General features: G+C 61.8%; 18 protein-coding genes. 10 read left to right on the top strand and 8 right to left on the bottom strand.

The window, feature by feature from the left end; all coding sequences use genetic code 11:
• Positions 1 to 2,148, bottom strand: coding sequence for a methyl-accepting chemotaxis protein (locus tag AC19YY_RS05405; protein WP_169957034.1), 2,148 nt, complete (start codon positions 2,146 to 2,148; stop codon positions 1 to 3).
• A gap of 238 nt (positions 2,149 to 2,386) precedes the next feature.
• On the opposite strand from AC19YY_RS05405, the gene AC19YY_RS05400 reads away from it, so the two are divergent.
• Together AC19YY_RS05400 and ctpM are read left to right on the top strand one after the other, a co-directional pair.
• Positions 2,387 to 3,706 carry a Na+/H+ antiporter family protein gene (locus tag AC19YY_RS05400; protein ID WP_166647879.1) on the top strand — a complete coding sequence of 440 codons (1,320 nt, stop codon included), beginning with the start codon at positions 2,387 to 2,389 and terminating at the stop codon, positions 3,704 to 3,706.
• Positions 3,707 to 3,797: 91 nt separating this feature from the next.
• A complete protein-coding gene (ctpM, locus tag AC19YY_RS05395) occupies positions 3,798 to 5,477 on the top strand; it encodes a methyl-accepting chemotaxis protein CtpM (protein WP_172314221.1) in 1,680 nt (559 codons plus the stop codon).
• Positions 5,478 to 5,815: 338 nt separating this feature from the next.
• Here the strand turns inward: ctpM and trhP are convergent, their stop codons facing one another.
• Positions 5,816 to 7,135: a prephenate-dependent tRNA uridine(34) hydroxylase TrhP gene (gene trhP, locus AC19YY_RS05390; RefSeq protein ID WP_170057902.1), complete on the bottom strand. Its 1,320-nt coding sequence runs from the start codon at positions 7,133 to 7,135 to the stop codon at positions 5,816 to 5,818.
• A gap of 162 nt (positions 7,136 to 7,297) precedes the next feature.
• Between trhP and AC19YY_RS05385 the strand changes: the two genes are divergently transcribed.
• The gene (locus tag AC19YY_RS05385) at positions 7,298 to 8,365 is read left to right on the top strand and encodes an AI-2E family transporter (protein WP_169956214.1); all 1,068 of its coding nucleotides are present in this window, start codon (positions 7,298 to 7,300) and stop codon (positions 8,363 to 8,365) included.
• Here AC19YY_RS05385 and AC19YY_RS05380 read toward each other — a convergent pair.
• The 3 genes from AC19YY_RS05380 to AC19YY_RS05370 all read right to left on the bottom strand — a co-directional run bounded on the left by AC19YY_RS05380 (position 8,362) and on the right by AC19YY_RS05370 (position 9,424).
• Positions 8,362 to 8,541: a hypothetical protein gene (locus tag AC19YY_RS05380; protein ID WP_169956212.1), complete on the bottom strand. Its 180-nt coding sequence runs from the start codon at positions 8,539 to 8,541 to the stop codon at positions 8,362 to 8,364. The two genes, AC19YY_RS05385 and AC19YY_RS05380, sit on opposite strands and share 4 nt — an antisense overlap.
• A gap of 109 nt (positions 8,542 to 8,650) precedes the next feature.
• Positions 8,651 to 8,845, bottom strand: a complete 195-nt coding sequence (locus tag AC19YY_RS05375; RefSeq protein ID WP_029296627.1) for a hypothetical protein — start codon at positions 8,843 to 8,845, stop codon at positions 8,651 to 8,653.
• Between the two features lie 231 nt (positions 8,846 to 9,076).
• The gene (locus tag AC19YY_RS05370; RefSeq protein ID WP_169956210.1) at positions 9,077 to 9,424 is read right to left on the bottom strand and encodes a hypothetical protein; all 348 of its coding nucleotides are present in this window, start codon (positions 9,422 to 9,424) and stop codon (positions 9,077 to 9,079) included.
• A gap of 164 nt (positions 9,425 to 9,588) precedes the next feature.
• On the opposite strand from AC19YY_RS05370, the gene AC19YY_RS05365 reads away from it, so the two are divergent.
• Complete coding sequence (locus AC19YY_RS05365) at positions 9,589 to 10,407, top strand: shikimate 5-dehydrogenase (RefSeq protein ID WP_170057903.1); 819 nt, start codon at positions 9,589 to 9,591, stop codon at positions 10,405 to 10,407.
• A gap of 129 nt (positions 10,408 to 10,536) precedes the next feature.
• Here AC19YY_RS05365 and AC19YY_RS05360 read toward each other — a convergent pair whose 3' ends face one another.
• Positions 10,537 to 11,187, bottom strand: coding sequence for a YceH family protein (locus AC19YY_RS05360; protein ID WP_169956206.1), 651 nt, complete (start codon positions 11,185 to 11,187; stop codon positions 10,537 to 10,539).
• Between the two features lie 115 nt (positions 11,188 to 11,302).
• Here AC19YY_RS05360 and AC19YY_RS05355 point away from each other — a divergent pair, with 115 nt between their 5' ends.
• Positions 11,303 to 11,812 carry a DUF1993 domain-containing protein gene (locus AC19YY_RS05355; protein ID WP_057439460.1) on the top strand — a complete coding sequence of 170 codons (510 nt, stop codon included), beginning with the start codon at positions 11,303 to 11,305 and terminating at the stop codon, positions 11,810 to 11,812.
• A gap of 160 nt (positions 11,813 to 11,972) precedes the next feature.
• On the opposite strand, the gene sstT is transcribed toward AC19YY_RS05355, so the two are convergent.
• Positions 11,973 to 13,196: a serine/threonine transporter SstT gene (sstT, locus tag AC19YY_RS05350; protein WP_169956202.1), complete on the bottom strand. Its 1,224-nt coding sequence runs from the start codon at positions 13,194 to 13,196 to the stop codon at positions 11,973 to 11,975.
• A gap of 209 nt (positions 13,197 to 13,405) precedes the next feature.
• Between sstT and AC19YY_RS05345 the strand changes: the two genes are divergently transcribed.
• Entirely contained in the window at positions 13,406 to 14,560 is a 1,155-nt protein-coding gene (locus AC19YY_RS05345; protein ID WP_170043180.1) for an MFS transporter, read from the top strand.
• Here AC19YY_RS05345 and nhaR read toward each other — a convergent pair.
• Positions 14,557 to 15,462, bottom strand: coding sequence for a transcriptional activator NhaR (gene nhaR / locus AC19YY_RS05340; RefSeq protein ID WP_169956198.1), 906 nt, complete (start codon positions 15,460 to 15,462; stop codon positions 14,557 to 14,559). The genes AC19YY_RS05345 and nhaR overlap by 4 nt on opposite strands.
• A 148-nt stretch (positions 15,463 to 15,610) precedes the next feature.
• Here nhaR and AC19YY_RS05335 point away from each other — a divergent pair, with 148 nt between their 5' ends.
• The 4 genes from AC19YY_RS05335 (at position 15,611) to mnmH (ending at position 18,870) form a co-directional block, all read left to right on the top strand.
• The gene (locus tag AC19YY_RS05335) at positions 15,611 to 15,862 is read left to right on the top strand and encodes a hypothetical protein (protein ID WP_170043178.1); all 252 of its coding nucleotides are present in this window, start codon (positions 15,611 to 15,613) and stop codon (positions 15,860 to 15,862) included.
• A gap of 29 nt (positions 15,863 to 15,891) precedes the next feature.
• Positions 15,892 to 16,641 carry a TerC family protein gene (locus tag AC19YY_RS05330; protein ID WP_057726241.1) on the top strand — a complete coding sequence of 250 codons (750 nt, stop codon included), beginning with the start codon at positions 15,892 to 15,894 and terminating at the stop codon, positions 16,639 to 16,641.
• Positions 16,642 to 16,735: 94 nt separating this feature from the next.
• Entirely contained in the window at positions 16,736 to 17,770 is a 1,035-nt protein-coding gene (gene selD / locus AC19YY_RS05325) for a selenide, water dikinase SelD (RefSeq protein ID WP_492634402.1), read from the top strand.
• Positions 17,770 to 18,870, top strand: coding sequence for a tRNA 2-selenouridine(34) synthase MnmH (gene mnmH, locus AC19YY_RS05320; protein WP_492634403.1), 1,101 nt, complete (start codon positions 17,770 to 17,772; stop codon positions 18,868 to 18,870). The genes selD and mnmH overlap by 1 nt, the downstream gene beginning before the upstream one ends.
• Positions 18,871 to 18,921 lie beyond the last annotated feature (51 nt).

Genomic DNA, 18,921 nt, shown 5'->3' with positions numbered 1-18,921 from the left:
TCAGACTCGGAACTGGTCCATCAACCCCTGTTGCTGATTGGCCAGGCTGTTCAGCGTCTGGCTGACCCGCGCCGATTCATTGGCTTGTTCCGACAGCGACTCGGTCACGTCGCGAATCGTCGCCACGTTGCTGTTGATCTCCTCGGCCACCGCGCTTTGCTGTTCGGCGGCGCTGGCGATCTGCAGGTTCATGTCGCTGATCACAGTCACGGCGTCGCCGATCTGGCGCAATGCCGTGACGGCCTGGCCCACCTGCTCGACACTGCCCTGGGCCTGGCGGTGGCTGTTGTTCATGGAACTCACCACTTCCTGGGTGCCGTTTTGCAACTGTTCGATCACTTGGCGGGTTTCTTCCACCGACTCCTGGGTGCGCCGCGCGAGGTTGCGCACTTCGTCCGCCACCACCGCAAAACCGCGCCCGGCCTCACCGGCGCGGGCGGCTTCGATGGCGGCGTTGAGCGCCAACAGGTTGGTCTGTTCGGCAATCGCGCGGATCACTTCCAGCACTGAACCGATCTGCTCGCTATTGGCCGCCAGGCCTTCGACCTGGGCCATCGCCGTACTCATGTCGGCGGCCAGGTGGCCGATGCTGGTGGTGGTGCGGTCGATCACGGTCAGGCCTTCGCGGGTGGCCTGGTCGGCATCGCGGGCGGCTTGTGCTGCCTGGGCGGCGCTGCGCGCGACATCCTGGGCGGTGGCGCTCATTTCGTGGGAGGCGGTGGCCACCTGATCCACCTGGCGGTACTGCTGGTCCATGCCGGCGCTGGTCTGGCTGGCAATCGCCGCCGATTGGTCGGCGGTGCTGCGCGCGTCCTGTACCGAGCGTTTGACCTCGGCAATGATCGGTTGCAGTTTGTCGAGGAAGCGGTTGAACCAACTGGCCAACTCGCCCAGCTCATCGCGCTTGTCGTAGGCCAGGCGCCGGGTCAGGTCGCCTTCGCCGCTGGCGATATCCTCCAGCATACGGGCCACGCCGAGGATCGGCCGGGTCACGCTGCGGGCCATCAGCCACACCAACAGCAAGCCGACGATGGCGGCGAGCAGGCCCAGGCCCAGTTCCAGCAGGGTGCCTTTGGTGTTGTCGGCATCCAGCTCGGCCTTGAGGGCTTGCGCGGGGCCGATCAGGACTTGTTCCGGCACATCCAGCAACACGCCCCAGGACTTGCCATTGGGAATGGGCTGGAAGGGGGCCAGGACCTTGAGTTGATGATCGGTACGCAGGCTGTAGGTCTGGGTGCTGCTGGCCATGGCGCTGATCAGTTGCGCGCCGCTGGCGGTATCCACGCTGTCCAGGCGCTGGCTGAGCTTGCTGGCATCCGGGCTGTAGCCGGCGAGCAAACCCACCGGGCTGATGATGCTGACGTTGGTCTGGCCGTCATACAGTTTGCGGCTGGCGTTCTGGCTGACGGCCTGCAGGCTGTTGAGGTTGATGTCCACCGACAGCGAGGCGATGACTTTGCCATTGACCATGAGCGGGAACACGATGCTGGTCAGCAATACGTTGTGCCCGTCGATCACATAGAAGTACGGCTCGATCACACACGGCTTGAGCGTGCTGCGCGGGCAGGTGAACCAGGTGTTGGCCTTTTCGCCGCTGGGGCCGACGCTGGTGTCGGACATATCGCTTTCCGGCAGCGCCATCGAGGTCAGCGTGCCGGGTGTCGGCTGCGACCAGTACAGGGCAAAGCGTCCCTTTTCATTGCTGCCCAGCTCCGCCTGGCCGGCGAACAGCTCATCCTTGCCATCCAGGGCGTTGGCTTCAAAGACCAGGGACAGGCCCAGCAGGTCCGGGTTGGCTTGCAGGGCAGCCTTGACCTGGCGGGTCAGGTCCTCACGCAGGTCGAAGGCATCGAGAAAGCGCTTCTCGGCCTGTTCGCGCAAAAACAGCACCTGGCGCGAAAAACCATGGCCGTACTGATAGGCGTCCATAAATTGCTGGCGGATGCCCAGGGCCTGGACTTCACCCTGGGCTTCGATGCGCGATTGGGCCGCGACATTGAGCATCTGCGTACTGGAGGTCTGGACCCTTTGTGAGCTCTGGTCCATCCGATACAGCGACAGACCCACCAGCAGGGTCACGATCCCCAACAGACAAAGGCCGGCGAGGAGGGTGATTTTCCATTGAATGGACAGCTGCCTGAGCGACATGGAGATCCTTAACCTTTCGTTACGACAGAGATGATCCGTTGTATCGGCCGCGTGGTTTTTTTCTTTATTCATACGATCAATTGAATTCTGTTTGCGACGTCGTGCTTTGACATGACGCGCCGGCTGCTGCAAAGTGCGCGCCCTCTAATAAAACTCCCTTTCTGCGTGTGCCGTGGTCGCCATCTGGCCAGGGCGCCGGCGCGTGTTGTTTTTATGTTTCTGTCTTGAGGTAACCATGATTAACGCAGTAATCGCCGCGGTCGGTACCATGCTCGTGCTCAGCCTGTCCCGCGTGCATGTGGTCATCGCGATCATCGTCGGCGCGCTGGTCGGCGGCTTGACCGGCGGCCTGGGGATCGACGCGACGCTCAGCGCGTTCAACAGCGGCCTGGGCGGCGGTGCCACAGTGGCGCTGTCCTACGCGTTGCTCGGTGCTTTCGCCGTGGCGATTGCCAAGTCCGGCCTGGCCCACGCCCTGGCGGACAAGGCCCTGCTGCTGGTGGACCGCCAGGAGGCTACCGGCGGCAGTCACGTCAAATGGCTGCTGATCTGCCTGCTGGGGGCGGTGGCGATTGCCTCGCAGAACATCCTGCCGATCCATATCGCCTTTATCCCGTTGCTGGTGCCACCGCTGCTGTATGTACTGACCAAGTTGCAGATTGACCGGCGCCTGATCGCCTGCGTCATGACCTTCGGCCTGATCACCCCGTACATGTTCCTGCCGGTGGGCTTCGGCAACATCTTCCTCAACCAGATCCTGCTGGCCAACGTTGCCAAGAGCGGGGTGGATATCAGCCAGGTCAATGTCACCCATGCCATGGGCATCCCGGCGCTGGGCATGGTGTTCGGCCTGCTGGTGGCGGTGTTTATCAGCTACCGCAAAAAGCGCGTCTATGACCTGGAGAAAATCGAACGGGTCGAGCAAGTGGCGGTGCAATACAACCCGCTGACCCTGCTGGTGGCCGGGCTGGCCATTGCCTCGGCCTTTATTATCCAGTTGTGGCTGGACTCGATGATCATCGGCGCCCTGGCGGGTTTCCTGATCTTCTCGGTATCGGGCATCGTGCGCTGGCGCGACACCGATGACCTGTTCACCGAAGGCATGAAGATGATGGCGATGATCGGCTTCATCATGATCGCGTCTTCCGGGTTTGCCGAAGTGCTCAAGGCTACCGGCCAGGTACAGACGCTGGTGCAGGCCTCCGCCGCCTTCATCGGCCACAGCCGTGGCGTGGGGGCGCTGTTGATGCTGCTGGTGGGCCTGCTGGTGACCATGGGCATTGGCTCGTCATTCTCCACCGTGCCGATCCTTGCGGCGATTTTTGTGCCGCTGTGTGTGCAACTGGGGTTCAGCCCGCTGGCCATCGTCTGCATCGTCGGCACCGCCGGGGCCCTAGGCGATGCCGGCTCTCCCGCGTCGGACTCCACCCTGGGGCCGACCTCGGGTCTGAATATCGACGGCCAGCATCACCATATCTGGGACACCGTGGTCCCGACCTTCCTGCACTACAACCTGCCGTTGCTGGTGTTCGGCTGGTTTGCCGCGATGACCCTGTAACACCCCCTGTAGGAGTCGGCTTGCCGGCTCCTACAGTTTTTTCTCTGCGGGCCGTTAACCTCTTAACGTTGCCCTACAAGAGAGAAGATCCATGCGTCTGAGTCTGAAGGCCAAAGTCCTGTCCCTTGCCGTATTGCCGGTGTTGTTGTTCGCGGTGGTCATCAGCCTGACCACGGTGTGGATCCTCAAGGAACAGGCGCGCACCGAGGTGGCCGAAACCCGCCAGCGCCTGCTCAACAACGCCAAGGCCACCCTGCAAAGTTATGTCGAGGTGGCGATGACCACCATCAAGCCGCTGTACGACGCCGCAGCCCCTGGCGACACAGAGGCGCGGGCGCAGGTGGTCAAGTTGCTGTCCAACACCACCTACGGCAAGGACGGCTATTTCTTCGGCTACGACTCCGAAACCATCCGCCTGTTCAAGGGCAACAGCCCCGACGGCGTGGGCAAAAGCTTCAAGGACAACCGCGACCCCAACGGTGTCTACGTCAACCGCGACCTGGTGAAGGTCGGCAAGGACGGCAGCCACTACCTGCAATACAGCTCGACCCAGCCGGGGCAAACCGAACTGGTGCCCAAGCTCGGCTACACCGAATACCTGCCCAAGTGGGACATGGTGATCGGTACGTCAGTCAACCTCGACGGTATCGACGCCCTGGTCAGCGAGGTGGAAGCCAAGGTCAACGAGCGTATGGAAGGGGTGTTGTTGAGCATTATCGGTATTGCGGCGGTGCTGCTGTTGCTGATCGCAGCAGTGGGCATGCTGCTGGCCAATACCATCTTGCGTCCCTTGCACCTGATGAAGGCCAACCTCGACGACATCGCCGCCGGTGAAGGTGACTTGACGCGCCGCCTGGCAATCACCAGCCAGGACGAACTGGGTGAACTGGCGGGCTCGTTCAACCGGTTTGTCGACAAGATCCACGGCCTGGTGCGCCAGATCACCGACATGACTTCGCAACTGACCGGCCTGGTCAGCCAGGTGTCCGAGCAGGCCCATCGTTCGGAGCAGGCCATGGAGCGCCAGCGCCAGGAAACCGACCAGGTGGCAACCGCGATCAATGAAATGTCATCCGCCGCCCATGAAGTGGCGCGCAGTGCCCAGGGCGCGGCGGTGGCGGCGCAGCAGACCGACGCCGAAGGCCAGGCCGCCAAGCGTGTGGTGGATGGCAGCATCGCGCAGATTCATGCGCTGGTGAATGACATCCGCAGCAGTGGCGTGTCCCTGGACAGCCTGCAACAGGACGTGTCGTCGATTGTCAGTGTGCTTGGGGTGATCCGTTCGATTGCCGAGCAAACCAACCTGCTGGCCCTCAACGCCGCCATTGAAGCGGCCCGTGCCGGTGAAGCCGGGCGTGGGTTTGCGGTGGTGGCCGATGAAGTCCGCGCGCTGGCCAGCCGCACTCAACAAAGTACCCAGGAAATCCAGGGCATGATCGACCGCCTGCAAAAAGGCACCGAGGCGGCCGTGGAATCCATGCGCCGCTCCAGCGATGCCGGCGACGGCACTTCGGCCCAGGCCAATGAAGCCGGGGCGTCCCTCGATACCATGGCGCAGCTGATCGGCACCATTAACACCATGAACGCGCAGATCGCCAGCGCCGCTGAAGAGCAAACCGCCGTGGCCGAAGAGATCAACCGCAGCGTGCATCAGATTGCCGTGGCGGTGGACAGCGTGGCGGACGAGACCCAACAGGGCGCGCAGACCTCCCGCAGCCTGGCGGAACTGGGGCAGCGGTTGGGACAGTTGGTGGGGCAGTTCAGGATCTGACCTGGTAATTGGGGTGCTGGTTCTGGCCTCATCGCAGGCAAGCCAGCTCCTACATTTGAATGTATTCACAGTTCAAAATGGGGGAGTTGGTGGGGCAGTTCAGGGTGTGACCTGGCGATTGCGGTGCTGGTTCTGGCCTCATCGCAGGCAAGCCAGCTCCTACATTTGAATGTATTCACAGTTCAAAATGTGGGGGTTGGTGGGGCAGTTCAGGATCTGACCTGGCGATTGCGGTGCTGGTTCTGGCCCCATCGCGGGCAAGCCCGCTCCCACATTTGATCGGTGAACACGGTCAAAATGTGGGAGCGGGCTTGCCCGCGATGAGGCCCTAACAGCCGCTACACATCCCGCATCAACAACCCAAACCCGATATCCATCTCCAACGGCACCGGCACATACACCGTATGCCCATCCCCCGGCGCCACCTCGATCGCCTCACCCTTGGCGTTATGCATCATCCCCAAATCAAAGTGGAAATTCCCCGCCGGGGTCATCAACTCCAGGTGATTGCCCACGGCAAAGCGGTTCTTCACCTTGACCTCGGCCAGTTCCCCGCGCCGTTCGCCGGTCAATTCCCCGACAAACTGCTGTTGTTCCGAGACGGAGCTGCCGTTCTGGTAGTTCTGGTACTCGTCGTGCACATGGCGGCGCAGGAAACCTTCGGTGTAGCCGCGCTGGGCCAGGGACTCAAGGTTGGTCATCAAGCCCCGGTCGAACGTGCGCCCGGCCACTGCATCATCAATGGCCTGGCGGTACACCTGGGTGGTGCGCGCCACATAAAAGTGGGATTTGGTGCGGCCTTCGATCTTCAGCGAGTGCACGCCCATCTGCGTCAGGCGCTCGACGTGCTGCACCGCCCGCAGGTCCTTGGCGTTCATGATGTAAGTGCCGTGCTCGTCCTCGAAAGCCGGCATCTGCTCATCCGGGCGATTGGCCTCTTGCAGCAGGAACACCTGGTCGGTGGGCGCGCCAAGGCCCAGGGTCGGCTCGGGTTGATACTGCTGGACGATATCACCCACGGTGTTTTCGACCGCCGGGGTGGCCTGGTATTTCCAGCGGCAGGCGTTGGTGCAGGTGCCCTGGTTTGCATCGCGCTTATTCATGTAGCCGGACAACAGGCAGCGCCCGGAATAGGCCATGCACAGTGCGCCATGCACAAACACTTCCAGCTCCATGGCCGGCACGTGCTGGCGGATCTCGGCGATTTCTTCCAGAGACAGCTCCCGCGACAGGATGATCCGGCAGATGCCTTGCTGCTGCCAGAACTCGACGCTGGCCCAGTTCACCGTATTGGCCTGTACCGACAGGTGGATCGGCATCTGCGGGAAGTGCCGGCGCACCAGCATGATCAGGCCCGGGTCGGACATGATCAGCGCGTCCGGGCCCATGGCGATCACCGGTTCCAGGTCCTTGAGAAAGGTTTTGAGCTTGGCGTTGTGCGGCGCAATGTTGACCACCACATAAAAGCGCTTGCCCTGGGCCTGCGCCTCGGCGATGCCCAGGGCCAGGTTGGCGTGGTCGAACTCGTTGTTGCGCACCCGCAAGCTGTAGCGCGGCTGGCCGGCGTAGACCGCGTCGGCACCGTAGGCAAAGGCGTAGCGCATGTTTTTCAGGGTGCCGGCAGGGGCGAGCAATTCGGGGGCAAGGACAGGGAGCATGGGGATTTGGGTCGCAAAAGGGCGGCAGGGTAGCCGAGCCGGGGCGGGCGCTTATTGATCTGGGTCTACGCTGTAGAAATAAAGATGGCACTCGTGCGACGCCCGGCGGACTAAGCAACAGGGCGCGCTGGGCGCCCGGCGTTTTTCTGGTACGGATCGGACATGAACCAAACGAATCTGCAATTCAAAACCCTGCTGTTGCTGCTGGTCATCGTGACCCTCGCATTCTTCTGGATCCTGTTGCCGTTCTATGGCGCAGTGTTCTGGGCGGTCATCCTGGGGATCATCTTTGCGCCCATGCAGCGCCGCCTGCAGCTCAAGTTTGGCTGGAACCGCAACCTGACGTCGTTGTGTACCCTGATGGTGTGCCTGGTGATCGCGATCTTGCCGGTGATCATCACCAGCGCCTTGCTGGTGCAGGAGGGGGCGACGCTGTACAAGAACGTCGAAAGCGGCAAATTGGATGTGGCCGGTTACATCGAACAATTCAAGAACTTCCTGCCACCGTACTTCCAGCACCTGCTGGACCGCTTCGGCATGGGCAACCTGGAAGGGCTGCGCGAGAAAATCGTCAAGGGCGCGATGCAGGGCAGCCAGTTCTTTGCCAGCCAGGCGTTCAGCTTTGGCCAGGGCACCTTTGATTTCCTGGTGAGCTTTTTCATCATGCTGTACTTGCTGTTCTTCCTGCTGCGCGACGGCCCCGACCTGGTGCGCAAAGTGCGCACGGCGGTGCCGCTGGCCGAGCCGCAGAAGCGTCGCCTGCAACTGAAGTTCAACCGCGTGGTGCGCGCGACCGTAAAGGGCAATGTGCTGGTGGCGGTGACCCAGGGCGCGTTGGGCGGCCTGATCTTCTGGTTCCTGGATATCCCCAGCGCGTTGCTCTGGGCGGTATTGATGGCGTTTCTGTCGTTGCTGCCGGCCGTGGGCGCGGGGATCGTGTGGGGGCCGGTGGCCGCTTATTTCCTGCTCAGCGGTTCAATCTGGCAGGGGGTGGTGCTGGCCTTGTTCGGGGTGTTTGTGATCGGCCTGGTGGACAACGTGCTGCGCCCGATCCTGGTGGGCAAGGACACCAAAATGCCGGATTACCTGATCCTGATCTCGACCCTGGGCGGCCTGTCGATCTTCGGCCTCAATGGCTTTGTCATCGGGCCGTTGATTGCCGCGCTGTTTATCTCCAGCTGGGCGCTGTTTGTCGAGACCAAACCGCGGGTGCGGCTGCCATTGCCCTAGGCTGAGAAGCAATGGGCCATCTTGCGTGACAGGGCTTGGGCATCGGGTAGTGAAGTCAGTGGGCCGCTGATGGCTTCACCGTCGCGTACCAGGTACCAGCAGGCGAGCAAACCCAGTTCCCGCAGGGGGCCGGGGACGGCACTGCCGATGACGGACATGATCTGGATAGTGGGCATATCTACCTCCATTGCTGATGGAAGTCACCTTACGGCGGCCAGGCGGCGAGGGAAAATCACCCTGCTCGATAGTCAACATCACTGCGACCGAGACTGCGCCGGCAGGGGTTCAGTCAACCACCTGGTCCAGCATGTGCAGCACTTCCTGCTCATTGAGCAGGCCCTTGTGGACCAGGTTTTCTGCCAGCAGCGAGAGAAACTTGGCGCTGCGATGGCCCTCCAGGTGCTTGAGTTCGGTCAAGGCGCTGTAGACCTTGCTCGAAGTGCAGAGGCCGGCGGTACGGTGCGGGTTTTGTGTGGGCATGCTGGGTCGTCCTTGTTGTTATGACCTGTTATGGGGGACAGTTTCGATAGTGAGAGTGCCGCGTGACACAAACATGACAGCGCGCCCCCCGGTTGGGCAAGTGCACTTTGGCCTTAATAATGTCGGATTTAACAGTCGGCGTTGTCTCGATAGCGACCTTGGCGAGATTTATTCAGACCTGGCAGCCCATAAAAAAGCCCCGCCTGGAGGGCGAGGCTTTTTCTGCTGGGCTTACCAGCCGCGCCCGTAATAGCCGCGGGGCGGGCCGTAATAACCGCGTGGTGGCCCGTAATACACCGGCGCCGGGCGGTAATACACCGGCTGCTGCACATACACCGGCGCCGGCTGGTAATAGACCGGTGGCGGGGCGGCATACACCGGCTGCGGTTGGTAATACACCGGTTGTTGCTGCACATATACCGGCCGATCATGGCTGGCGATCACTGAGCCCACAACGGCGGCACCGACAACCGCACCCAATACGGCCGGGCCACCCCAACCGCCACCATGGGCGCAGGCTTGGCCGGCTACAGCGAGTGCCCCGATCAGCAAGGCGATCCTGGGGATTTTACGAATCATGGTCTTTCCTCGGTTGGCCCCTGCGCTTGTGGTCTGCAATCAATAGACTCAAGGATTGTCGCGGGGATACTTTTAAGACAACGTATTTCAGGAAAACAGCACTACCACTAGGTAAAGGTTGTGTAAGGTCTGTACCGATTTGCTTACTTGAAGAGGCGTTACTGATGCTGATGAACCCTAACAAGGATACCCAGCTGTGCATGTCGTTGTCGGCCCGGCCAGGCAATTTCGGCCTGCGATTTCATAACCATTTGTATGAGCAGTTGGGGCTGAACTTCTACTACAAGGCCTTCAGCAGCCAAGACCTGAACGGCGCCGTGGCCGGCATCCGGGCCTTGGGTATCCGTGGCTGCGGGGTGTCGATGCCGTTCAAGGAGGCCTGTATCGAGTTGGTGGACGAACTCGACGACTCGGCTCGCGCCATCGCCTCGATCAACACCATCGTCAACACCGCCGGGCACCTCAAGGCCTACAACACCGACTACATCGCCATCGAGCAACTCCTGCAAAAGCACGCGGTGCCCAAGGACTCGACCTTCGCCCTGCACGGCAGCGGCGGCATGGCCAAGGCCGTGGCCAGCGCCTTGCGTGATGGTGGCTATGCCAATGGGCTGATCGTTGCGCGCAATGAAACGGCGGGCCGGGCCCTGGCGCACAACCTGGGGTATGAGTGGCAGGCGACATTGGGCAAGGCGCGCCCGCAGATGTTGGTCAACGTGACGCCGATCGGTATGACCGGCGGCGCCCAGGCGCAGGACCTGGCGTTCGAAGCCGACGCGATTGATGCGGCCGACACGGTGTTCGATGTAGTGGCGATCCCCGCCGAAACACCGTTGATCGTGCGGGGAAGGGCCCAGGGCAAGCGGGTAATTACCGGCCTGGAAGTGATTGCGATCCAGGCCCTGGAGCAGTTCGTGCTGTACACCGGCATCCGGCCGACCGACGAACAGTTCCAGAAGGCGGTGAATTTCGCCCGCCAGTAAAAAATCTCAAAAACACTGCGGGCCCATGTAGGAGCGGGCTTGCCCGCGATGGCGGAGTGTCAGTCAACTATGTGTTAACTGATCCACCGCTATCGCGGGCAAGCCCGCTCCCACAGGGGGACGCGGTGTTTATTCGAGACGGGACAGGCGCTCTTCCAGCGCCGCAATCCGCGCCTCCAGCTCTTCGATGCGTTCCAGAGGAACCCCGCTGCCAGCGCTGCTGCGCTCCACCGGGCTGCCACGGGCGGCCAGGATCGCCTCGATATCCGCCGGGTCGCCCAGGGAGTGGGTGTAGCGGTCTTCGCGCTGGCCGGCCTGCTTGGGTACCAGCACCGCCAGATCGCGAGCGATCAGGCGTTCCAGTTGGTGCACCACCTGCTCGGCATCTTCAAAGTCATGCATGCGCCCGCTGCGGGTCAGCAATTCGTTGACCGTCTGCGGGCCGCGCAGGAATAGCAGGCCAGTCAGAATCACCTGCGCCGGCACCAGTTCCAGGGCCTTGTCTACGCGGTGTTCCCAGCGGTCGGCGCGACTGCCCATCACCAGTTTGGTAAAGCCACGGCCTTCCAGGGCGCGCAGGCTCTGGCCGACCTGGCCCTGGCTGAGGTTCATCACCGGTTCGCGGCTGGTTTTCTGGTTGCAGGCCAGGACCAGGGCATTGAGGGTCAGCGGGTAGGTTTCCGGGTTGGTGGCCTGCTTCTCGATCAGGCAGCCCAGAACGCGGATTTCCGTGCTGTTCAGGCGTGGCTCGGAGGAGGTGGTGTCGTGCTCGGCGGTCATCGCGCTTTCCCTATGCAGTGAGCCCACTAGCCTAATCCCGAAAAAATAAAAGACAAGCAGCGCTCATGTCTATAATCGCGGCTGTTCAAACCCTGTCACCACTGTCGAGACTGTCATGACTATTTCCCTGTATGCCGCTTCCCTTCCGGTCTTCAAGCAAATGCTCAACGCCCTGAGCGATGTGCTGAACAAGGCCGAGGCCCACGCCACCGCCAAGAACATCGACCCGAACGCCTTGCTGCAGGCGCGTCTGTTCCCGGACATGTTCCCGCTGGTACGCCAGGTGCAGATCGCCGTGGATTTTGCCAAGGGTGTTTCCGCGCGCCTGGCCGAGATTGAAGTACCGAAATACGAAGACACCGAAGTCACCTTCGCCGACCTGCAAGCGCTGATCGCCAAGGTCCTGGCCTTCATCGACACCATTACCCCGGCGCAGATCGACGGCAAGGAAGGCATCGAGATCGTCACCCGCCCAGGCACCCCTAAAGAGAAGCGCTTCAGCGGCCAGTCCTACCTGCTGACCTATGGTCTGCCGCAGTTCTTCTTCCACGTCACCACCGCCTACGCGTTGCTGCGTCATAACGGTGTGGAAGTGGGCAAGCGTGACTACATGGGCGCGTTCTAAGCCCTGAGTAACACTGCAAAAACAAATGTGGGAGCGGGCTTGTGTGGGAGCTGGCTTGTCGGATCGCCGCATCGCTGCGATAGCATCACCTCGGTATCACTGATAGACCGAGGTGATGCTATCGCAGGCAAGCCAGCTCCTACTTGCTTGCCGGGTTGTGTCAGGCCGGGTTCTTGTCTTCGTGGCCCAGGCACGCCGCTGCGGTGAATAGCACGTCGGTAGACGAATTCAGCGCGGTTTCCGCCGAATCCTGCAACACCCCGATAATGAAGCCCACGGCCACCACTTGCATGGCGATTTCACTCGGAATGCCGAACAGGCTGCACGCCAGTGGAATCAGCAACAGCGAACCCCCGGCCACACCCGACGCGCCACAGGCACAGATCGCCGCCACCACGCTGAGCAGCACGGCGGTCGGCAGGTCGACCGCGATGCCCAGGGTATGCACGGCGGCCAGGGTCAGCACGGTGATGGTGATGGCGGCGCCGGCCATGTTGATGGTCGCACCCAACGGGATCGATACCGAATAGGTGTCTTCGTGCAGGCCCAGGCGCTCACTCAACGCCAGGTTGACCGGGATGTTGGCCGCGGAGCTGCGGGTGAAGAAGGCGGTGATCCCGCTTTCACGCAGGCACAGCAGCACCAGCGGGTAGGGGTTGCGACGCAATTTCCAGAACACGATCGCCGGGTTGACCACCAGGGCCACGAACAGCATGCAGCCGATCAGCACCAGCAACAGGTGCGCATAACCGAGCAGCGCATCAAAGCCAGAAGCGGCCAGGGTCGAGGCCACCAGGCCGAAAATCCCCAGCGGTGCGAAGCGAATCACCACGCGCACGATCAGCGTGACGCCGTTGGACAGGTCGTCCAGCACGGTACGGGTGGTTTCCCCGGCATGACGGATCGCGATGCCCATGCCGATGGCCCACGCCAGGATCCCGATAAAGTTGGCGTTCATCAACGCGCTGACGGGGTTGTCCACCACGCTGAGCAACAGGCTCTGCATCACTTCGCCGATCCCGCCGGGAGCGCTGATGGCCACGTCATGGGTGCTGAGCACCAGGCTCGACGGGAACAGGGTGCTTGCAATCACCGCGACCACCGCCGCCGAAAAGGTACCCAGCAGGTACAGGAACAGAATCGGCCGGATATGGGTTTCCTGGCCATGCTTGTGGTTGGCAATCGAGGCCATCACCAGCACAAACACCAGGATGGGCGCCACGGCCTTGAGCGCCGAGACAAATACCTTGCCGATGAACGCGGTGGACAGGGCAGCACTGGGCGACAGCAGGGCTAGCAAGATGCCAGCAACCAGGCCGATGACAATTTGGGTCACCAGGCTGACGCGCAGCAGGCGTTGAAGCAGCGAAGGAGCAGCAGTCATAAGAGTGTCTCTAGTTTTTTTAATGTGTGCAGCGCTATGCAGGGCGCGAAGTCTAACATGCTGTAGGAAACATCCCGTTTGCTGCGGCATTCAGTCGCCAAGGCCGTGTGTGCCCCGGTCACATTCTGTTAAGATTCGCCATCCTCTTCTTATCTCTCTGTCAGCGGGCCCTTGGGTCAGCGCTGGCGTCGCCGTTTCTGGAGTTGTGCATGTTGTTGCCCATCCTGCTGCTGTCCGCAGCCGGTTTTACGGTGTTGACCACCGAATTTGTCATCGTGGGCCTGTTGCCCTCCATCGCCCGTGATTTGGATGTGAGCGTGTCCCAGGCTGGTCTGCTGGTGACCCTGTTTGCCTTCACCGTAGCCGCGTTCGGGCCGTTCCTCACCGCGTATTTCGCACGCTTTGAGCGCAAGCGCCTGTTTATCAGCATTCTGTTGATGTTCGGCGCGGCCAACACCCTGGCGGCGCTGGCGCCGAATATCTGGGTAATGGCCGTGGCCCGCCTGATTCCGGCCCTCGGATTGCCGGTGTTCTGGGCCCTGGCCAGCGAGACGGCGGTGGACATCGTCGGGCCGGACTACGCTGGCCGGGCGATTGCCAAGATCGGCTTCGGCATCGTCTGCGCCACGGTCTTCGGCATCCCGGTGGGTACGCTGATCTCCGATATGTTCGGCTGGCGCAGCGCCTTCGGCATTCTCGCCGGGGTGGCGGTGCTCAAGGCATTGCTGCTGTTGATTTACCTGCCGGCGACCACAGTGAAGAAGGACGCGGTGACCCTGCGTTCGCAGTTCAAGATCCTGCGCAACCCGTTGATGCAGGGCCACGTACTGCTGTCGATCCTGGTATTTAGCGGCATGTTCACTGCCTATACCTACCTGGCCGACATTCTCGAGCGCCTGGCCGGCTTCGATGGCACGCTGGTGGGCTGGTGCCTGATGGGCTTTGGCGCCGTGGGGCTGATCGGCAATTCCCTGGGCGGACGCATGGTCGACAAGCATCCGCTGATCGCCTCCATGGTGTTCTGCGGCTTTATGATTGCCGGCATGGTGGCGCTGGTACCGGCGATCCACTCCACCCTCGGCCTGGCTGCGGCCATGGGTATCTGGGGCGTGACCCAGGCGGCGCTGTTTTTGGTCAGCCATGTGCGCTTGATGAAGGCGGCGCCCCATGCGCCGGCATTTGCCGCGTCCTTGAACATTGCCGGGGCCAACCTGGGCATTGGCCTGGGCGCGATGGTCGGCGGGCGGGTGATCGACACCTTGGGCCTGGGCAGCCTGGGGTTCGCCGCGTCGGGTTTTATCCTGCTGTCGATTCTCCTGGCCCTGTGGCTGATGACCGCCAAGACCCGGGTCGCCTGCGCCTAGGCGGGCAACGCGGTAAACAGTTCGCGGCGAGCACCTTCGGTAATCGCCACGATGCCGGGGTGCTTGACCTTGCGTTCCACCGAGATGGCATAGAACGACTCGGTGACCGCGTCCGTCTGGCCAATCAATGCCACGCCGTATTGGCGCAGCACTTCCTCGGCAATCACGCTGGGGGCAATGAAAATCCCGCTGCCGGACTGGCCGAAGGCCTGCATCAAGGCGCTGTCGTCGAACTCACCGATGATTTTCGGGCGGATCTGCTGCTCGGCGAACCAGCGCTGCAAACGGCTGCGCACTACGGTTTCGGCACCGGGAATCAATAGTGGCGCACCGTGCAGGCACTGTGGGAAATCACCACCGTGCAGGTCCGCCAACGCCTGGGTGGCGAAGAAACTGATGCCGCATTCCCCAAGCTTCTGGCTGTAGCCCTTGATGTCCAGGTGCGTCGGCATCGGGCTGTCGGAGATCACCAGGTCCAGACGCTGGATCGCCAGGTCGGCCAGCAGGCGTTCGAGTTTGTCTTCACGGCAGGTAATGCGCAGTGGCTCGCTCAACTCCATGGTCGGCGCGATCAGGCGATAGACGATGGACTTGGGCACCACGTCCGCCACGCCAACGCGAAACACAATCTGCTGTTCATTGGGCTGGGCGCGCAACATCGCTTCCAGCTCATTGCCGGTCTGGAACATCTGCTCGGCATAGGGCAGGGCCTGGCGCCCAGCCTCGGTCAGCTCCAGTTGGCGGCCGACTCGTTGAAACAGTGCGATACCAAATGTCTGCTCCAACAGGCTGATTTGCCCGCTGATGGTCTGCGGCGTGAGGTTCAGTTGCTCGCAGGCACGCACGATGCTGCCGGTCTTGGCGACTACCCAGAAGTAGTGCAGTTGTCGGTAATTGAGCATCAGGCGCCTCGGTTGCAGAGTGTTACTTCGTGTAAACCGAAGTATAAGCGAAAAAAATACGAATTTTCCTGAAGTGTTCGCTTCCTTAGAATGCCTCGCTATCGCGGGCCCAATGCTTGGGTCCAACGGTTCTAACGAGGAATACATCATGAAATTCAATTCCCTGGGCGCGGCGTCGTTGCTTGCGCTTTCATTAGTGGTGCTCAGTGGTTGCGACCAGGTCGAGAAGAGCACCCAGCAGGTGCTGGGCAAAGCCAGCGAAGCGGCCAAGCAGGCCATTGATGACACCCATAAAGCCGCCGAACAGGCGTTGAGCGAAGCGACCCAGGGTTTGATTGCCCCCAAGGAAGACGAGCAAGAGCAGGATTCCAAGCCTGAGCCAGATTCCAAAGAAGCTTAATTTCCCGTACACCCAGTCAGGACTGACCTATGGATTACCTTTTACAGCTGGCCGCCAGCCCCACCGCCTGGGTGGCCCTGGCGACGCTGATCGTCATGGAAATCGTGCTGGGGATCGACAACCTGATCTTCATCTCGATCCTCACCAACAAGCTGCCGGAGCAACACCGGGCCAAGGCACGGCGCATCGGCATCAGCATGGCGCTGATACTGCGCCTGGGCCTGTTGAGCACCATCGCGTTTATCGTGCAACTGACGGCGCCGGTGTTTGAAGTGTTCGGCCAGGCGTTTTCGTGGAAGGACATGATCCTGATCGCCGGTGGCCTGTTCCTGGTGTGGAAGGCGACGACCGAGATCCACCACAGCATGGACCCTGAGCCCGAAGAGAAAGCCAGCGTCGGCAATACCGTGGCGATCGGCTTTGCCGCGGCCATCGGGCAGATCCTGTTGCTTGACCTGGTGTTCTCCATCGACAGCATCATCACCGCCGTTGGCATGACCGAGCATTTGCCGATCATGATCATTGCCGTGGTGACCTCGGTGATCGTGATGCTGGTGGCGGCTGAACCCCTGGCCAAGTTCATCAACGACAACCCGACTGTGGTCATGCTGGCCCTGGGCTTCTTGATCATGATCGGCATGACCTTGATCGCCGAAGGCTTCGGTGCCCATGTGCCTAAAGGCTACGTGTATGCGGCCATGGCTTTCTCGGCTGCCATCGAGTGCCTGAACATCGCGCGGCGCAATCGCCACAAGCGTTTGCTCGCTGCCCGCCAGTAACCGCTGGAACCCAAAGGCCGGCTGCGCTCACATGAGCCCAGCCGGCTTTTTGCTGTCTGTTAGAATCCCCGCACTTGATAGCTTGAGGTCCACCATGAACGAGCCGATTCGCCTGACCCAGTACAGCCACGGTGCCGGATGTGGCTGCAAGATTTCGCCGCAGGTGCTGGAAGTGATCCTCGCCGGCAGCGGTGCGCAGAACCTCGACCCCAAGCTCTGGGTGGGCAATGCCTCGCGGGACGACGCGGCGGTGTACGCCATCGACGACGAGCGCGGGGTGGTGTCCACCACTGACTTTTTCATGCCGATCGTCGACGACCCCTTCGATTTCGGGCGCATAGCCGCCACCAACGCCATCAGCGATATCTACGCCATGGGCGGCGATCCGTTGATGGCTATCGCGATTCTCGGCTGGCCAGTCAACGTGCTGGCCCCGGAAATCGCCCGCGAAGTGATTCGCGGTGGCCGCGCGGTGTGCGACGCAGCGGGCATCCCCCTGGCCGGTGGCCATTCCATCGACGCCCCGGAGCCGATCTTCGGCCTAGCCGTCACCGGGCTGGTGCACAAACGCCATATGAAGCGCAACGACACCGCCACCGCTGGCTGCCGTTTGTACCTGACCAAACCCCTGGGCATCGGCATCCTTACCACCGCCGAGAAGAAGGGCAAGCTGCGGCAGGCGGATATCGGCCTGGCGCGGGACTGGATGTGCACCCTCAACAAGCCCGGCAGCCGCTTCGGCAAGCTGGCCGGGGTCAGCGCCATGACCGACGTGACCGGTTTCGGCCTGCTCGGGCACCTGGTGGAAATGGCTGACGGCAGTGGTTTGACTGCCCTTATCGAATACGAAAAAGTCCCACGCCTGCCGGGGGTGGAGTACTACCTGGACCAGGGCTGCGTGCCCGGTGGCACCCTGCGCAATTTCGACAGCTACGCCAGCCAGTTGGGCCGTATCAATGAACTGCACAAACGTGTGCTGTGCGACCCGCAAACCAGTGGCGGGCTGCTGGTGGCGGTCACGCTCGAGGGCGAAGCCGAGTTTCTGGCGGCAGCTGCCGAACTGGGCTTGAACCTGGCGCCGATTGGCCAGTTGGTTGAGCGACAGAGCAACGCGGTAGAGGTGTCTTGATGCCCATCGACATTACCGATTACCGCGATATCTTTCTCAACGACCGGCCGATGATGGACACCCGCGCACCGGTCGAATTCGTCAAGGGCGCGTTCCCCGGTGTGGTCAACCTGCCGTTGATGAACGATGACGAACGCCAGCGGGTGGGCACTTGTTATAAGCAGCAGGGGCAGCAGGCGGCGATTGTGCTGGGGCACCAACTGGTCAGCGGCGCCGTTTTGCAGGAGCGATTGGCGCGCTGGACCGCGTTTGCCCAGGCCAACCCTGACGGTTACCTGTATTGCTTCCGTGGCGGCTTGCGTTCGCACTTGGTGCAGAAGGTGCTCAAGGACGAAGCGGGGATCGACTATCCCCGGGTCGGCGGTGGCTACAAGGCCATGCGTACCTTCTTGCTGGAGACTGTGGAGCAGGCGGTCGAGCAGTGTGACTTTGTCCTGCTGGGTGGCCTGACGGGCAGTGGCAAGACCGAGGTGCTCCATCAGTTGCGCAATGGCCTGGACCTGGAGGGTCATGCCAATCACCGGGGCTCCAGCTTTGGCAAGCGCGCCACGGGCCAGCCATCGAATATCGACTTTGAAAACCGCCTGGCGGTGGACGTGTTGAAAAAACGTGCGCAAGGGATCGAGCAGTTCGTGCTTGAAGATGAAAGCCGCATGATTGGTAGCTGCGCCTTGCCGCTGAACCTGCACCGGGGCATGCAGGCGTACCCGATGGTATGGCTGGAAGAAAGCCTGGAAAACCGCGTCGAGCGGGTCTTGCGCGACTATGTCATCGACCTGTGCGCGCAGTTCGAGGCCGAGTTTGGCGAAGCGGGCTTCAGCCTGTTCGCCGAGCGTCTGGTGCAGAGCCTGGCCAATATCCACAAGCGCCTGGGCGGCGAACGCTACCAGCGCTTGCACGGGCTGATGCAGGACGCCCTGGCCGAGCAGGCCCGCTCGGGGAACGTGGATTTACACCGCGGCTGGATTGTCGGGCTGCGTGAATACTACGACCCGATGTACGCGTTCCAGCGTGAGAAGAAGGGCGCGCGGATCGAGTTTGCCGGGGAGCGGGGGGCGGTGCTGGAGTATCTGCGCGAGCGTGGTGCCCGGCGCGGGTGATTGGCTGGTTTTCGGGCCTCATCGCAGGCAAGCCAGCTCCTACATTTTGAA

Source organism: Pseudomonas sp. MF09156, assembly GCF_059862305.1.
The sequence above is the reverse complement of the archived record's forward strand: the minus strand, read 5'-3'. Positions and strand labels throughout refer to the sequence as shown.

What these genes read in the sequence shown, in the direction of transcription:
- AC19YY_RS05405 (WP_169957034.1), bottom strand. Translation starts at nt 2,148, where the DNA reads ATGTCGCTCAGGCAGCTGTCCATTCAATGGAAAATCACCCTCCTCGCC.
- ctpM (WP_172314221.1), top strand. Translation starts at nt 3,798, where the DNA reads ATGCGTCTGAGTCTGAAGGCCAAAGTCCTGTCCCTTGCCGTATTGCCG.
- trhP (WP_170057902.1), bottom strand. Translation starts at nt 7,135, where the DNA reads ATGCTCCCTGTCCTTGCCCCCGAATTGCTCGCCCCTGCCGGCACCCTG.
- AC19YY_RS05385 (WP_169956214.1), top strand. Translation starts at nt 7,298, where the DNA reads ATGAACCAAACGAATCTGCAATTCAAAACCCTGCTGTTGCTGCTGGTC.
- AC19YY_RS05380 (WP_169956212.1), bottom strand. Translation starts at nt 8,541, where the DNA reads ATGCCCACTATCCAGATCATGTCCGTCATCGGCAGTGCCGTCCCCGGC.
- AC19YY_RS05375 (WP_029296627.1), bottom strand. Translation starts at nt 8,845, where the DNA reads ATGCCCACACAAAACCCGCACCGTACCGCCGGCCTCTGCACTTCGAGC.
- AC19YY_RS05370 (WP_169956210.1), bottom strand. Translation starts at nt 9,424, where the DNA reads ATGATTCGTAAAATCCCCAGGATCGCCTTGCTGATCGGGGCACTCGCT.
- AC19YY_RS05365 (WP_170057903.1), top strand. Translation starts at nt 9,589, where the DNA reads ATGCTGATGAACCCTAACAAGGATACCCAGCTGTGCATGTCGTTGTCG.
- AC19YY_RS05360 (WP_169956206.1), bottom strand. Translation starts at nt 11,187, where the DNA reads ATGACCGCCGAGCACGACACCACCTCCTCCGAGCCACGCCTGAACAGC.
- AC19YY_RS05355 (WP_057439460.1), top strand. Translation starts at nt 11,303, where the DNA reads ATGACTATTTCCCTGTATGCCGCTTCCCTTCCGGTCTTCAAGCAAATG.
- sstT (WP_169956202.1), bottom strand. Translation starts at nt 13,196, where the DNA reads ATGACTGCTGCTCCTTCGCTGCTTCAACGCCTGCTGCGCGTCAGCCTG.
- AC19YY_RS05345 (WP_170043180.1), top strand. Translation starts at nt 13,406, where the DNA reads ATGTTGTTGCCCATCCTGCTGCTGTCCGCAGCCGGTTTTACGGTGTTG.
- nhaR (WP_169956198.1), bottom strand. Translation starts at nt 15,462, where the DNA reads ATGCTCAATTACCGACAACTGCACTACTTCTGGGTAGTCGCCAAGACC.
- AC19YY_RS05335 (WP_170043178.1), top strand. Translation starts at nt 15,611, where the DNA reads ATGAAATTCAATTCCCTGGGCGCGGCGTCGTTGCTTGCGCTTTCATTA.
- AC19YY_RS05330 (WP_057726241.1), top strand. Translation starts at nt 15,892, where the DNA reads ATGGATTACCTTTTACAGCTGGCCGCCAGCCCCACCGCCTGGGTGGCC.
- selD (WP_492634402.1), top strand. Translation starts at nt 16,736, where the DNA reads ATGAACGAGCCGATTCGCCTGACCCAGTACAGCCACGGTGCCGGATGT.
- mnmH (WP_492634403.1), top strand. Translation starts at nt 17,770, where the DNA reads ATGCCCATCGACATTACCGATTACCGCGATATCTTTCTCAACGACCGG.